Source organism: Treponema sp. OMZ 790 (assembly GCF_024181285.1).
Classification (GTDB): domain Bacteria; phylum Spirochaetota; class Spirochaetia; order Treponematales; family Treponemataceae; genus Treponema_B.
Window position 1 is genome coordinate 23,008 of sequence record NZ_CP051201.1, and the last position, 13,206, is coordinate 36,213.

15 protein-coding genes and 1 pseudogene are annotated in these 13,206 nt (G+C 37.2%); 7 read left to right on the forward strand and 9 right to left on the reverse strand.

All coding sequences use genetic code 11. From position 1 onward, the window contains the following. Positions 1-5: 5 nt before the first annotated feature. The 6 genes from E4O01_RS00115 (at position 6) to E4O01_RS00140 (ending at position 6,854) form a co-directional block, all read left to right on the forward strand. Positions 6-677, forward strand: coding sequence for a hypothetical protein (locus tag E4O01_RS00115; RefSeq protein WP_253693052.1), 672 nt, complete (start codon positions 6-8; stop codon positions 675-677). Between the two features lie 20 nt (positions 678-697). After that, positions 698-1,870, forward strand: coding sequence for a M20 metallopeptidase family protein (locus E4O01_RS00120; protein WP_253693053.1), 1,173 nt, complete (start codon positions 698-700; stop codon positions 1,868-1,870). Between the two features lie 128 nt (positions 1,871-1,998). Next, the gene (locus E4O01_RS00125; protein ID WP_253693054.1) at positions 1,999-2,697 is read left to right on the forward strand and encodes a response regulator transcription factor; all 699 of its coding nucleotides are present in this window, start codon (positions 1,999-2,001) and stop codon (positions 2,695-2,697) included. Then, positions 2,675-3,748 (forward strand): sensor histidine kinase, encoded by a 1,074-nt coding sequence (locus tag E4O01_RS00130; RefSeq protein WP_253693055.1) that lies wholly within the window; start codon positions 2,675-2,677, stop codon positions 3,746-3,748. The genes E4O01_RS00125 and E4O01_RS00130 overlap by 23 nt, the downstream gene beginning before the upstream one ends. A 280-nt stretch (positions 3,749-4,028) precedes the next feature. After that, the gene (locus E4O01_RS00135; protein ID WP_253693056.1) at positions 4,029-4,790 is read left to right on the forward strand and encodes an ABC transporter ATP-binding protein; all 762 of its coding nucleotides are present in this window, start codon (positions 4,029-4,031) and stop codon (positions 4,788-4,790) included. Between the two features lie 18 nt (positions 4,791-4,808). Further along, complete coding sequence (locus E4O01_RS00140; protein WP_253693057.1) at positions 4,809-6,854, forward strand: FtsX-like permease family protein; 2,046 nt, start codon at positions 4,809-4,811, stop codon at positions 6,852-6,854. Positions 6,855-6,975: 121 nt separating this feature from the next. On the opposite strand, the gene E4O01_RS00145 is transcribed toward E4O01_RS00140, so the two are convergent. From E4O01_RS00145 to E4O01_RS00165, 6 genes and pseudogenes are all read right to left on the reverse strand, one after another. Beyond that, positions 6,976-7,224: a DUF2442 domain-containing protein gene (locus E4O01_RS00145; protein ID WP_253693058.1), complete on the reverse strand. Its 249-nt coding sequence runs from the start codon at positions 7,222-7,224 to the stop codon at positions 6,976-6,978. 29 nt (positions 7,225-7,253) lie between these two features. Beyond that, a complete protein-coding gene (locus E4O01_RS14735; RefSeq protein WP_371819596.1) occupies positions 7,254-7,397 on the reverse strand; it encodes a hypothetical protein in 144 nt (47 codons plus the stop codon). A gap of 393 nt (positions 7,398-7,790) precedes the next feature. Continuing rightward, the gene (locus E4O01_RS00150; protein WP_253693059.1) at positions 7,791-9,224 is read right to left on the reverse strand and encodes a leucine-rich repeat domain-containing protein; all 1,434 of its coding nucleotides are present in this window, start codon (positions 9,222-9,224) and stop codon (positions 7,791-7,793) included. Between the two features lie 172 nt (positions 9,225-9,396). Next, positions 9,397-9,822, reverse strand: coding sequence for a type II toxin-antitoxin system death-on-curing family toxin (locus E4O01_RS00155; protein WP_253693060.1), 426 nt, complete (start codon positions 9,820-9,822; stop codon positions 9,397-9,399). Then, positions 9,819-10,022 (reverse strand): hypothetical protein, encoded by a 204-nt coding sequence (locus E4O01_RS00160; protein WP_253693061.1) that lies wholly within the window; start codon positions 10,020-10,022, stop codon positions 9,819-9,821. Before E4O01_RS00160 ends, E4O01_RS00155 begins: the two co-directional genes overlap by 4 nt. A 62-nt stretch (positions 10,023-10,084) precedes the next feature. After that, positions 10,085-10,558: pseudogene (locus E4O01_RS00165) on the reverse strand (ClbS/DfsB family four-helix bundle protein); the annotation flags it as partial. A gap of 423 nt (positions 10,559-10,981) precedes the next feature. Between E4O01_RS00165 and E4O01_RS00170 the strand changes: the two are divergent. Next, a complete protein-coding gene (locus tag E4O01_RS00170) occupies positions 10,982-11,524 on the forward strand; it encodes a hypothetical protein (RefSeq protein WP_253693063.1) in 543 nt (180 codons plus the stop codon). Positions 11,525-11,591: 67 nt separating this feature from the next. On the opposite strand, the gene E4O01_RS00175 is transcribed toward E4O01_RS00170, so the two are convergent. The 3 genes from E4O01_RS00175 to E4O01_RS00185 are packed head-to-tail and all read right to left on the reverse strand — an operon-like array spanning position 11,592 to position 13,111. Continuing rightward, positions 11,592-12,518 (reverse strand): helix-turn-helix transcriptional regulator, encoded by a 927-nt coding sequence (locus tag E4O01_RS00175; protein ID WP_256484170.1) that lies wholly within the window; start codon positions 12,516-12,518, stop codon positions 11,592-11,594. A 15-nt stretch (positions 12,519-12,533) separates the two neighbouring features. Continuing rightward, the gene (locus E4O01_RS00180) at positions 12,534-12,911 is read right to left on the reverse strand and encodes a type II toxin-antitoxin system death-on-curing family toxin (protein ID WP_253677419.1); all 378 of its coding nucleotides are present in this window, start codon (positions 12,909-12,911) and stop codon (positions 12,534-12,536) included. Next, the gene (locus E4O01_RS00185; protein ID WP_253677418.1) at positions 12,908-13,111 is read right to left on the reverse strand and encodes a hypothetical protein; all 204 of its coding nucleotides are present in this window, start codon (positions 13,109-13,111) and stop codon (positions 12,908-12,910) included. Before E4O01_RS00185 ends, E4O01_RS00180 begins: the two co-directional genes overlap by 4 nt. Positions 13,112-13,206 lie beyond the last annotated feature (95 nt).

Genomic DNA, 13,206 nt, shown 5'->3' on the forward strand with positions numbered 1-13,206 from the left:
GATAAATGAGTGACGAATTATATGAAAAAACTTTTACAAGGCCTATAATAAGATATGGAAGATTTACAAATCTGTTATCCTTGGCTCTTTGCTTTATACCTTCTATTCTTGTTTGGAGTGTTTATGGGGTAAAACCGTCAACACACGATATATTGACCGGCTGGGGTTTAGTAGCTTCAGTATATGCAATTTATGCTATTGTTGAACCTATAAGCTATTTCCCCATACTCGGCTTACCCGGAACATACATGGCTTTTCTTTCAGGCAACATCGGAAACGTCCGTTTACCGACTTCCGCAGTTACACAAGAAGCTGTCGGTGTCGAACCCGGAACAAAAAAAGCCGAAATAGTTTCTACCCTCGGCATTGCAGGCTCGATAGTTACCAACCTTATAATCGTAACTATTGCCGCGGTGGGAGGCTCTGCATTAATGAGCATCTTCCCCAAAAAAGTATTGGAAGCCTTTGCTTATGTTTCACCTGCAATCTTCGGAGCCATATTCGGAATGTTTGCCGTTAAAAATATTAAATACGGAATCTTTGCTTTTGTTTTGGCTATGGCCTTATTAAACATTGTAAAAATACCTGTATATGTAATGATACCGGCCTGTGTATTCGGAACAGTCGCTTTCGGTTTTTTAACTTATAAAAAACCTAAGACTGAAGAACAAGTTTGATTTTAATTAAGGAGGAAAAAGTGGATATATTAAAAAAGGTAAAAGAAATAGAAAAAGATATAATTTCATGGCGCCGCCATTTACATCAAAATCCTGAAGTCGGTTTCGAGCTTTCAAATACAATAGATTTTGTATGCAAAAAACTGGATGAGTTTGGAATTGAGTATGACAGAAATGCGGCAAGGAGTGCCGTTATAGGTTATATTCACGGTGCGGAAAAAGGAGATGTCATCGCTTTGCGTGCAGATATGGATGCCCTTCCTGTTTGCGAAGCTACGGGGCTTGAGTTTTCTTCTAAAAATTCTTTTATGCATGCCTGCGGTCATGATGCTCATACTTCAATATTGCTCGGAACCGCGAAAGTATTAAGTGAAGCACGGAATGAATTTAAAGGAACCGTTAAGCTTATCTTCCAGCCTGCAGAAGAATTGGGAACAGGTTCGGTAGACATCTGCGAAAAGGGAATTCTTGATGATGTAAAAGAAATTCTAGGTCTTCATGTCGGCTGCATAAGCGATGAGGTAAAACCGGGCGAATTTCTTTTTGCAAAAGGACCGATGATGGCATGTATGGATAAATTTTCGATTAAGGTTAAGGGAATAGGTGCTCACGGAGCTTATCCGTCGCTCTCGGTAGACCCTGTTGTAATAGGCTCTCACATAGTCGTTGCAATACAGGAAATATTGGGGCGAGAGATACATCCCACGGAACCGGCTGTAATAACGGTTGGACAATTCCATTCAGGTTCGGCGTTCAACATAATTCCGCCTGAAGCCTATCTTGAAGGTACTGTACGGGCAGTAACAAATGAAACAAGGGAATTGATAGCGAAACGGATTGAAGAAGTCGCTTCCGGTATTGCAAAAACTTTTAGGGGTTCAATAGAATATCAATTCTTTAGACAGCCGCCTCCTCTTATAAACGATTCTAAGGTTACCGATAAGGCTATGGAAGCCGCCAAAGAACTTTTTCCGAATGACGTTAAGCTTATGCAGCGTCCCGTTATGGGCGGAGAAGATTTTGCTTGGTACTTGGAAAAAGTTCCGGGTTCATTTATCTTCTTGGCAACGCCTTCACCTATTGAAGGAAAAGTTTGGCCTCACCACAATCCCAAATTCGCCCTAGATGAATCGCAGTTTTATCGAGGAACAGCTCTCTTTGTAGCTTATGTACTGAAGGAACTGGGTAAATAATTTTTTGCTTATTTGCTGTTCATAAACTTAGCAAAAACTAAAATCCTAAAGCCGTTTTAAACTTAAATATTTAAGACGGCTTTTTTTATTTTAATTAAAATGTTATAATTATTTTTATCAGGCAGCACATGAAACAGCTTATAAAAATTTTAATTGTAGAAGACGACTCAACAATAGCTTTAGGTTTAAAAAAGAATTTGGAGCAATGGAGCTTTGATGTGCGTTGTGCAAAAAATTTCAATAATATTTTGGAAGAGTTTGAAGACTATGCTCCCTCCCTCGTCATAATGGATATAGGGCTTCCCGCCTTTAACGGTTATCACTGGTGTTCCGAAATCAGAAACAAGTCGCAGGTTCCCATTATCTTTTTATCTTCCCGCAACGATAAAATGGACATTGTGATGGCTATGCAAATGGGCGGCGATGATTATATCGAAAAGCCTTTTGACATAGATGTAACCGTTGCAAAGATTCAAGCCGTTATCAGGCGGACATATCAATTTACCGCTTCGATGAATGAAGTAAACTTTGCAGGAACCGTTTTAAATTTGAGCACCCTCACTCTTGCATACAACAACAAAACCGTTTTATTGACTGCAAACGAAATTAAAATTTTAAAATGCCTTTACTTGGCGCAAGGCGAATTTGTTTCACGCGAAAAAATCATGGATGTACTTTGGCAAAACAATCAATTTGTGGACGATAATACCCTCTCGGTAAATATTACCCGCTTGCGCAAAAAACTGGAGAGTGCGGGACTTTTTAATTTTATCGAAAACAAAAAAGGTTTGGGGTATAAACTAAATGAAAATCACGGAAGCCGGTAAGCTAAAAATAAACATAATTATAAAAAGTTTTTTTAAAGACAATTTCCTCTTTATATTTACCCCCTCTCTTTTAATCCTTGTGCAAGTGTTCATCCTATATTTAAGCAATGCCGAAAAAGGGCTCGCATCTTATATAAGCTCATTAAGTATTTCTATTTTAATTATTTTTATAATATTAAAATTTATTTTTTATTACCGTAAAAATACGGATTATTTTGATCTTTTGGAAAACTGCGAAATAAACTCGGGAGAAATATCTTTAAATGATGACAGGCTCGATTCAATGCATGGTTTATCCTTATCTCAAATCATTGCACTAATCAAAATAAAAAAAATACTTTTAGAAAAAGAAGATTCGATTTACGAAAACCGGAAAATGCTCATCGATCAAAACGATTATTTTTCCCTTTGGATTCATCAAATAAAAACGCCTATTACTTCTATAAATATTTTATTGCAAAATATGAACTCTTCGAAAGATGAAATCTTTGAAATAAAAAAAGCTCTTTTAAACATAGACAATTATACTCAGATGGCACTGCATTATTTAAAACTTCAAAGGCCTGACAGAGATTTGGATTTTTCCGATTTTAATTTAAATGATATTTTACAAAACATCTTCCGCAAATACAGAAGCATTTTTATTTATAAAAATATAGAGCTTAATTACAAAGCGTGCAATCTGAATATTATAAGCGATCCTGTTCTTTTTGAACTTATGGTTGAGCAAATAGTTTCCAACAGCTTAAAGTACTGCGGAATAGAAGGCAAAAAAGGAATTTTAAGCATCTATATTGAAAATCAAAATCCTTCGGTTCTTGTAATCGAAGACAACGGAATCGGAATAAGTCCTTCCGACCTCCCTAAAATTTTCGATAAGGGCTATTCGGGTTTAAACGGGCGTTTATCGGAAAAGGCTACAGGTATCGGGCTTTACCTTGCGCGGGAAATAGCCGGAAGACTAAACTGTGAGCTTAGTATAGATTCTGTTCAAGGTGAATGGACTAAGGCAAAAATTAAACTTGGAGGAGAAGTTTTAGAGCATCTCTAAAAATCCAACAAGATTTTTAAATATGCCTTTCATCCTTACAAAAATGTAAGTCAAAAAAACAAAATGTAAGACTCCGTCAATGCAGCCATTTTCTTTTTTTTATATAATACTCATACTTAAATTTGTTTGGAGGTTTATTTTAAGCGGTAGAGATACTACCGCTTAAAAACACGCGCTTTATTGTATGCCGTTTTTCGTTTTACTGCGAAACGGCAGCAATTCATCAATCCTCAATTGTTGATACAATCTGCGGTTGATAAATTTATATGGAGGTGTTTTTATGGAAACATTGCTTGACGTTAAAAATATTCAAAAAATTTATAAGTCCCGATTTTCAAAACAGGGAACGGTTGCCTTGCGCGATGTAAGTTTTTCGGTAAATAAAAATGAATTTACGGCTATTATGGGCGAATCGGGTTCAGGAAAAACAACCTTACTCAATTTGCTTGCCGCCTTGGATAAGCCTTCTTCCGGGGAAATATTTTTGCAAGGGGAACCCGTATCCAAAATAAAGGGGAAAGATATTTCGGCTTTTAGGCGGAATAAATTAGGCTTTGTATTTCAAGATTATAATCTTTTGGATCAATTTTCAGTAAAGGATAATATCTTACTTCCTCTTGTACTTTCAAATTATCCGATTGATGAAATGAATAAAAGGCTCCTTCCCCTCGCAGAAAAATTGAGGATTTCGGACATTCTCGAAAAGTACCCTTATGAGATTTCGGGCGGCCAGTGCCAAAGAGCGGCAGCTGCAAGGGCCTTTATTACACGGCCTGAGCTCATCTTGGCAGATGAACCTACAGGCGCCCTCGATTCAAAGTCTTCCGATATGCTTTTGGAAACTTTTACGCATATGAATGAAGAAGGACAGACCATCATAATGGTAACCCACAGTGCACGGGCTGCAAGCTATGCAAAGCGCGTTTTATTTTTGCGTGACGGAAATATCTATTACGAAATATACAAAGGCGATATGGGGCAGGCTGTCTTTAGGGAAAGGATCAATGAAGGTCTTTTTATGATGAACCGCAGCAGTATTTAGTAACAGTGAGGAACATGTATGAAACTTAATTTTTATTTTCAACTTGCTAAAAAAAATATTTCGACAGGCGCAAAAACTTATATTCCATATATTTTTGCCTGCTCTCTTTCGATAATGATGTTCTCGATTATGTATACTCTTTCAAAAGATGCCTTTACTCAAAAATTAGGCGGACTTAAAGCTTTGATGGAATTCGGTGTTATAATAGTCGGCTTTTTTTCGATGATTTTTATCTTTTACGGGAATAAGTTTTTAATTAAAAACAGGGTAAAGGAAATAGGGCTTTATACTATTTTGGGACTTGAAAAAAAACACATTGCAGGCGTCCTGTTTTTTGAATTTCTTGCCTGCTATTTTTTAAGTATGCTTTTCGGAGCAATAGGCTCCATGCTTTTCGGAAAATTATGCTTTTTAATTTTATTTAAGTTAAGCGGGATTCCTTCAAAAATAAACTACAGTCTTTCGCTTACATTTTTAAAACCGGCAAGCATTGTATTCTTTTGTTTTTTTATAATAAATTATCTTTATAATTTAAAAAAGATAAGCCTTTTAAATCCTATTCAGTTTTTAACCGAATCAAAAAGCGGAGAAAAAAGATCAAAATATTTACGCTTAAAAACTTTTCTCGCACTTTTTTTTGCCGGTGCGGGTTATGTTCTTTCAATTTTAAGTTTTAATCCTATAACCGCCTTAAAAAATTTTTTACCTGCCGTTATTCTTGTAATTGCAGGAACCTTTTTTCTCTTTGAAAGTATTACCGTTTTTATTTTAAATAAAATGAAAAAGCGCAAGTCCTATTACAAACCTGCAAAATTTATTTCCGTTTCGGGAATGATTTACAGAATGGGACAGCATGCAAAGGGTTTGGCGAGTATCTGTATTTTGCTTACAATGATTTTACTTTCATTGGCTTCGGTAAGCAGTATTTATATGGCAAGCCGAAAAATAGTATCCAAGTCTTTTGTCCGCAATCATTTATTGGATAGAGTTTTTAACAAAACGGATGCGGAGCTTCAAAATAAAGAAAAGGTAATTGCAGATATAAAAGAAATAGGAGCTGAACATAAAATAGAAACAAATGATTTTTTATATGTAAGATATTTTCACGGAATTGTAAATATGAGCGCGAATATTTTTTATGAAAATGCCGATTCATATTTTTCGCGCACCGGTGTTCAGCTTGTGCTGTGCAGTTTTGATGATATTAAAAATATCTTTCCTAAGGACTTATATAAAAAACTGACGGAAATCGGTACACGGATGGGCGATGATGAGGTTTTTATTTTTTGTAATGATAATCAAATTGATTATACGCGTCCCTTACAAATCGGCAAAAGAAGTGTTAAGCCCAAAAAACTTGAAGCCGAATTTGTTTCCGTAATAAAAAACTATCCGTATGTTCCGTATTCTCCGTTGCCGCATATAAACATTATAGTTAAGGATGCGGCAAAGCTCGACCTTATTAAAAATGAATTAAACATAGTAAAAGAAAATGCAAGGGGCGGATTTAAAAATAAAAAAACGCTTGCACTTGCGGAATCCTTTTTTTGGAATACTTCTGCCGATAATCTGAGCATTCCTGCAAGCTACAGTAAAGCCCTTCAAGAACTGGCGAAGTCTTTGGATGCAGGGCTTGTGTACAGCGATAAATTTCTGGCTTATAAGGAAAGAAGAGAATTTGACGGAACTTTTTTATTTTTAGGCGCTTTTTTAAGTTTGATGTTTTTAATATGGCTCATTCTCATCATGTACTTTAAACAAATTTCCGAAGGATTGGAAGACAGAAGACGCTGGCAAATAATGCTCAAAATAGGAATGGATTCTTCTTTAATTAAAAAAACGTCACACGCCCAGCTTGTTTGGCTCTTTGTGCTTCCCGTTTTGGTTTCGCTGGTTCATTGCTTTTTTGCTTCTCCCCTGTTTACCCAGCTCTTATTTGCCTTCGGTCTTTTTAACAAGATAGTTTTTTTTGCCGCCCTGTTTTTAAGCGGGGGCTTTACCCTGATTTTATATTTGGTTTTTTATAAGATTACTTCGAGTAAGTATAATAAAATTATCGGATAGCATAAAGGCTGTTCCGTTTTGGAACAGCCTTTGGCTATAATGAGAATCATGAGGGCATATCTAAAAACCTTGTTGGATTTTTAGAAGTTCCATTTGTATCATGGCTATTTATCCAAAACAGCTACATTATTTTTCCATATTTATAGATTAAATCACTTGCCAAATCAATTCTGTCATTCCAATATACACACGTGCGGCTTTCATCTAAAGCAAATTGCTTCCATAGTCCTTGAATAGTTTTCAAATCTTTAAAATCAGGGATTTGTGCTATATCTTCCGAAACATCATATAAAACGGTTTTCCCATCATCAAAGAGAACTTCTAATTTATAATCATTTTTATCTTTAATTGATTTTATTCTTGGTATCATTTATTACTCCAATGGCGGTAGTTTTGAAATTATTTGAGTATCCCACATTTCTTGAAGTTTTTATCATTCAATTGCAGCAATTCCTTTACTAAAGCTGCGGCTTTTAACGGTAGATCTCCATATGTCATTTCATGAGTTTTTAAATCGAAAATCCCAACATATTCACCATACAATGCATGAATATGAGGGGGGGGGCATGTTCTTTTGGTTTGAAAAACATCTTAATTATAATTCCATAAAACCTGGAAATCTCCGGCATTTTAAACCTCTATTTTTTATTTCCGGCCCGGCGGGCTCTGCACATACCACATATTAGGTATATAATAATCAGCAAAAGAAGTACCTTTTTTATCCGGTAGAGTTCGTATTTGCTCAATTAACATATCATAGGACATAAGCCAGCCTCCTTATTTTAATCATATCATGAAAACCGCCGGATTTCAATCTAACCTGTACAACACAAATCCGAAAAACTGCCGCTTTGGAGCAGTCTTTATTCGTGCGGGTGGTTTAATACCTGCCGTTTCTCTGCCCGTTTCTCGGCTACGCTCTGTGTCGGGGTATGTTTATTGTATTTCAACACTCCTGAGGCTTGAATTTGTGTAGCTCGGTAGCCAGTTTTTATCTTTTATTACTTTAAGTTCTTCAGCAGTAAAGTTCCTATAGTTGCCCTCGGTTATGACTATTATTTCAGTGTAAAGAATACATTTTCCTGTATTCTTCCCGCTTCTGTCCGATAAGTCTTTAAATAGCTTTGTAAAAGCCTCTTTATTAAGCTGATTGTCCCCGCAATCTAGCTCGTGCAAAGAGGTTAAGCCCTGTACATTAAGCTCCGTAAGCTGATTGTCCCTGCAATCTAGCTTTTGCAAAGAGGTACAGCCCTGTACATTAAGCTCGGTAAGCTGATTGCCGCGGCACGACAGCCATTGCAAAGGCAAACCCTGTACATTAAGCTCCGTAAGCTGATTGCTGCCGCACGACAGCACTTGCAAAGGCAAACCCTGTACATTAAGCTCCGTAAGCTGATTGCCGCGGCACGACAGCCATTGCAAAGGCAAACCCTGTACATTAAGCTCCGTAAGCTGATTGCCGTCGCAATCTAGCTTTTGCAAAGGCAAACCCTGTACATTAAGCTCCGTAAGCTGATTGAAGCCGCAATCTAGATCTTGCAAAGAGGTACAGCCCTGTATATTAAGCTCCGTAAGCTGATTGCCGCTGCACCACAGCCTTTGCAAAGGCAAACCCTGTATATTAAGCTCCGTAAGCTGATTGCCGCTGCACCACAGCCTTTGCAAAGGCAAATCCTGTACATTAAGCTCCGTAAGCTGATTGCTGCCGCACGACAGCCCTTGCAAAGAGGTTAAACCCTGTACATTAAGCTCCGTAAGCTGATTGCCGTCGCACTCCAGCGTTTGCAAAGGCAAACCCTGTACATTAAGCTCCGTAAGCTGATTGCCGCCGCACCACAGCCATCGCAAAGGCAAACCCTGTACATTTAGCTCGGTAAGCTGATTGTCGTCGCACGACAGCCCTTGCAAAGGCAAATCCTGTACATTAAGCTTGGTAAGCTGATTATACTTGCACGACAGCCATTGCAAAGGCAAACCCTGTACATTAAGCTCCGTAAGCTGATTGTCGTCGCAATCTAGCTTTTGCAAAGGCAAACCCTGTACATTAAGCTCGGTAAGATTATTACCGCTACAGTCCAGTTTTATGATTTTTCCTTTTAAAACAACTTTTTCACCTCTTGCATGCAGGACGGTTTTATTGTCCCTGCCTCTGTCCCAGTCCCGGCTGCTTGCAAGAGCGGTTTCCGTACAGCCTTCCACAGTTATTGCGGAGCCGTCTTCGGTTTCCGCCATTATTGTAATTTCCCTGTTATCGGAAAGGATAAGAACCGCAGTGTTTTTTGCCGCATTTTCACAGATTGCCGGCATACAGGCAAGCATTGCCGATACCAAGACGGTAAAAACCGCAGTTATAAATTTACGTTTTTTCATCTTTAACCTCCAAGTTATTCGTGCGGAGGGTTTAATACCCGCCGTTTCTCGGCCCGTTTCTCGACTACGCTCTGTGTCGTAACAAAGGGTATTAAAGCCGGCTGCAACCGCCTCGTCAAAAATGTACATCCTTGTACATTTTTGACTTACGAGTTTTGCAACGCAAAACTCGCTACTGCATGGAACCAGCGGCATCCGTGCCGGATCGCATATACAATGCGAAACATTGAGCATTGTACCCCCGATGCTTAGCGTCGGGGTTGTTGATTTTGCCCGAAGCTATTCCAAATCCAAAATCGATAAGTTCTTCTTGAGTATAGTGTAAATCAATTCCGTTTATTTTAAGAAAAACCAACGATAGATGAATACCGATTCTCTTATTTCCATCTAAAAAAGGATGATTTTTTATGATCGAATAGCAAAGTTGAACCGCTTTATCTAAAATCTCAGGATATAGTTCCCTCCCATCAAAAGTTTGAAATACTGATTTTAAACTTGAATCTAAAAGATTGAATTCTCGAATGCCGTCTATTCCCCCTGTCTTTGCAATTAAAGATGAATGAATTTTTAAAACTTGTGCTTCAGAGAAGAAATTCATTTTGCCAATTCCTGATAGGCTTTCATATTTTTGGTAATTATTGAATCGGAAATTTCAAATAACTGCTTGTCAGAAATGGTGTTACAACAATTCTCTTCATCTAAAACGGTAATTATTACCCTCCGCCCATTATATTGTTCAAGTTCACTATCTTGTACATAGACCGTGTTACCTTTAACTATTCCTGTTGTTGCAAACATAAATCACCTCAATGTTTTACTATAGCACGTTTTTCAATTATTTTCCACCGATAAAACAGGCGTTACTTTCCCCTGCACTTCTTTAGAGCTTTTTTTATGTCCTTGATTGCCCAATTGTAATGGCTTGAAGTTGCGGACACGCAATAGCTTCCGAGGGTTGCCGTTCCCGTCCAATCAAAATATTTTTTTGAAAAAAGCTCGTCACTGGAAAAAGTTTCGATGAGTTTCATAACTTCTTTGTGCGTTTTTTTAAGCATTTTTTCGGCATCGGCGTACGGCGTGCTTTGATGTTTTTTCCAAAACTCAACATTCATTTCAGGATAAGTTCTCCGGTTATACGGTGCGGGTAAAAAGGCAGACGGCTTACCTTTCGTATTGGATTTTATCCAATTTGATAAAAGGCAGTGCCATTCATAAAGATGAACCAACACATCTCGTACATTTTTATCGCGCTCGTTCGGATTTATATCGGCTGCTCTTTCTTCTTGACTCATACCGTCAATTAAGCTCCAAAGTTTTTCAAACTGCTCATTTGAAGGTTTATTTTAAGCGGCACAAACAGTACCGCTTAAAAACACGGCGAGTTTGTTTCACAAACATCGTTTTATTATATGCCGTTTCTCACAAGGGCTACGAAACGGCAGCAATACATCAATCCTCGATTGTTGATACAATCTGCGGTTGATGAATTTATAGGAAGCAAAAATCAAATCTTCTTTTGTCGTAGGTCTCGGCATAGTTTCTCCTATCTTGTATAAATATGTAAAACTATTATAGCTCATCAACCTGTCAGAATGTGTCAGGTTTGAAAAAATTATTTAATTCTTTTTATGCTTTTTCATAATTTTTTCTGCAAGTTGGGTAATCTATGTTGATATTCTGCCGTACATTAAGTGGTATTGTAAAAAACGATGAAACATGTTACATTAACAGACATAAAATCGACAAGGAGTATTTACATGAAGAAAATAGTTTTTATATTCATTTTTATCGGATCGATTTTTATGCAGTCTGTTTATGCAGGTAATCAAAAGGGCACTACTAAAATAGGTGCATATATTGGATATCCGTTCGGTATATCCTTTTCGCATAATTTTACGCAAAAAGGCCAACTTGATATTCAGATTTCCGGCATTGTAGGCTTCCCAATAAAGGGAAACAACGCTTATTTCTATTACGGAGGAGAATTTTATGTCGGTTATCTGCGTTCAGTAGCAGAACCTATTATTAATGGTGCTGTGTGTCCTTTTGAAATCGGAGGCGGTATAGGCTTGGCGCCGGTCATGGAACACACCTACCCTAATTCATCACAAAACCTGGCTATCTATATCGGAGGTTTTTTCGATCTTCGGTGGGAAGTTTTTTTTGTGAATTTACCTCATTTTAATTTATTTTTGGATATAAGTCCCGGAGTTTATTTTAATCCGACTGCATTCAAGTATGATAGACATTTGGCAATTATTACAGGAAGAATCGGCTTGGGATTAAGATACATTTTTTAAGCTGCCTATAATAAATCCGGTTATTATAAGAAATTGCGGTGATTTGTACCGATGTAACATTGTTTTTTTAAAAATGCTTTTTCATAATTTCTGCTGCAAGGCGGGCGATTTCTTCTTTTAACCTTTTCGGCTCGAGGATTTCTACTTCGGTACCAAGTGACAGGATAAAACCGCAGACCCATGAATCAAAGGGGAGAGCTGCATTCAGGGTATACGAGCCGTCGGAATCCTTTGTAATAAGCTCCGGAGGAAATTCATCGTAGAGTCTGTAGACTGTTTTAGCGGTACATTTTAATTTAATGTTTGTAAGCGAAACCGGTGCAGCCTCTTTATGGTCAGGCATTTTATTCAGTAAGTCAGTACGGTTAAATGCCGTTAAAGTCTTTGTAATAGAAAGAATACGGGTTAATCTGAAAAGCCTGTAATCGTTTTTTTCGGTACAATAGCACTCGGCATACCACGCCTTTGATTTATACAAAAATCGCAAGGGATAAACCATGCGCTCGCTTTTTTCTCCATAAGAGCTGATGTATTCCAGCTTGACGGCGCGGCATTCCAAAACCGCCTGCTTCAATGTTTCAAAAATGCCGTTACCGTTTTCACTTCCCCAAATTGAATAGTCGATTTTAACCCAGTCCGTATTTTTTTGAAAGATTGCAGATAAACGGTTCAAAATGGATTCGGTGTGTATCTCATCGATTGGTGAAAGGCATTGCAGTGCAAGCAGAATTTTTTCCTGCTCTTCTTTTGTTAAAATCGATTTATTGATTGTGTAGCTTTCATCGATAAAAATACCGCCGCCTGTTCCCTGCATTGTATATACGGGGATTCCTGCGGTACTTAAAATATCCATATCGCGGTAAATAGTACGTACCGATACTCCGAATTTTTTTGCAAGCTCCTGTGCAGTTGTCTGCTTCCGGTTGAGAAGAATGAATACGATTTCAAAAAGTCTTTCAGCGCGCATGGTTAAATCTAAAACAGTCCGGAGCAGGTTGTTATGTGTTTTCTATATTTTGTGCTCCACGAACCAGTCTTTTATTTTTTCTTGTTTTATCTTGCCTGAAGCTATTTCAAATCCAAAATTAATTAGTTCCTCTTGAGTATAATTCAAATCAATTCCATTTATTTTAAGAAAAATCAATGATAAATGGATACCTATTCTTTTATTTCCATCTAAAAAAGGATGATTTTCAATTAGTGAATAACAAAGTTGAGCTGCCTTATTTAAAGTCGATGGATATAATTCTTTTCCATCAAAAGTTTGAAATATTGATTTTAGGCTTGAGTCCAAAAGATTTAATTCCCGAACTCCATGTACTCCTCCGGTTTTTGTAATTAAAGATGAATGAATTTTTAAAACCTGTTCTTCCGAGAAGAAATTCATTTTGCCAATTCCTGATAGGCTTTCATATTTTTGGTAATTATTGAATCGGAAATTTCAGATAGTTGCTGGTTAGGAATAGTATCATAACAATTATCTTCATCTAAAATGGTAATTATCACTTTTCTCCCGTTATATTGGTCAAGTACACAATCTTTTATATAAACAGTATTATCTTGAATTATTCCTGTCGTTGCAAACATAAGACACCTCCTGTATTACTATAGCATATTTTTCAATTATCTTCCAGCAATAAATAATATTTTATTTACTGAATTAACAATTACATTTATTATAT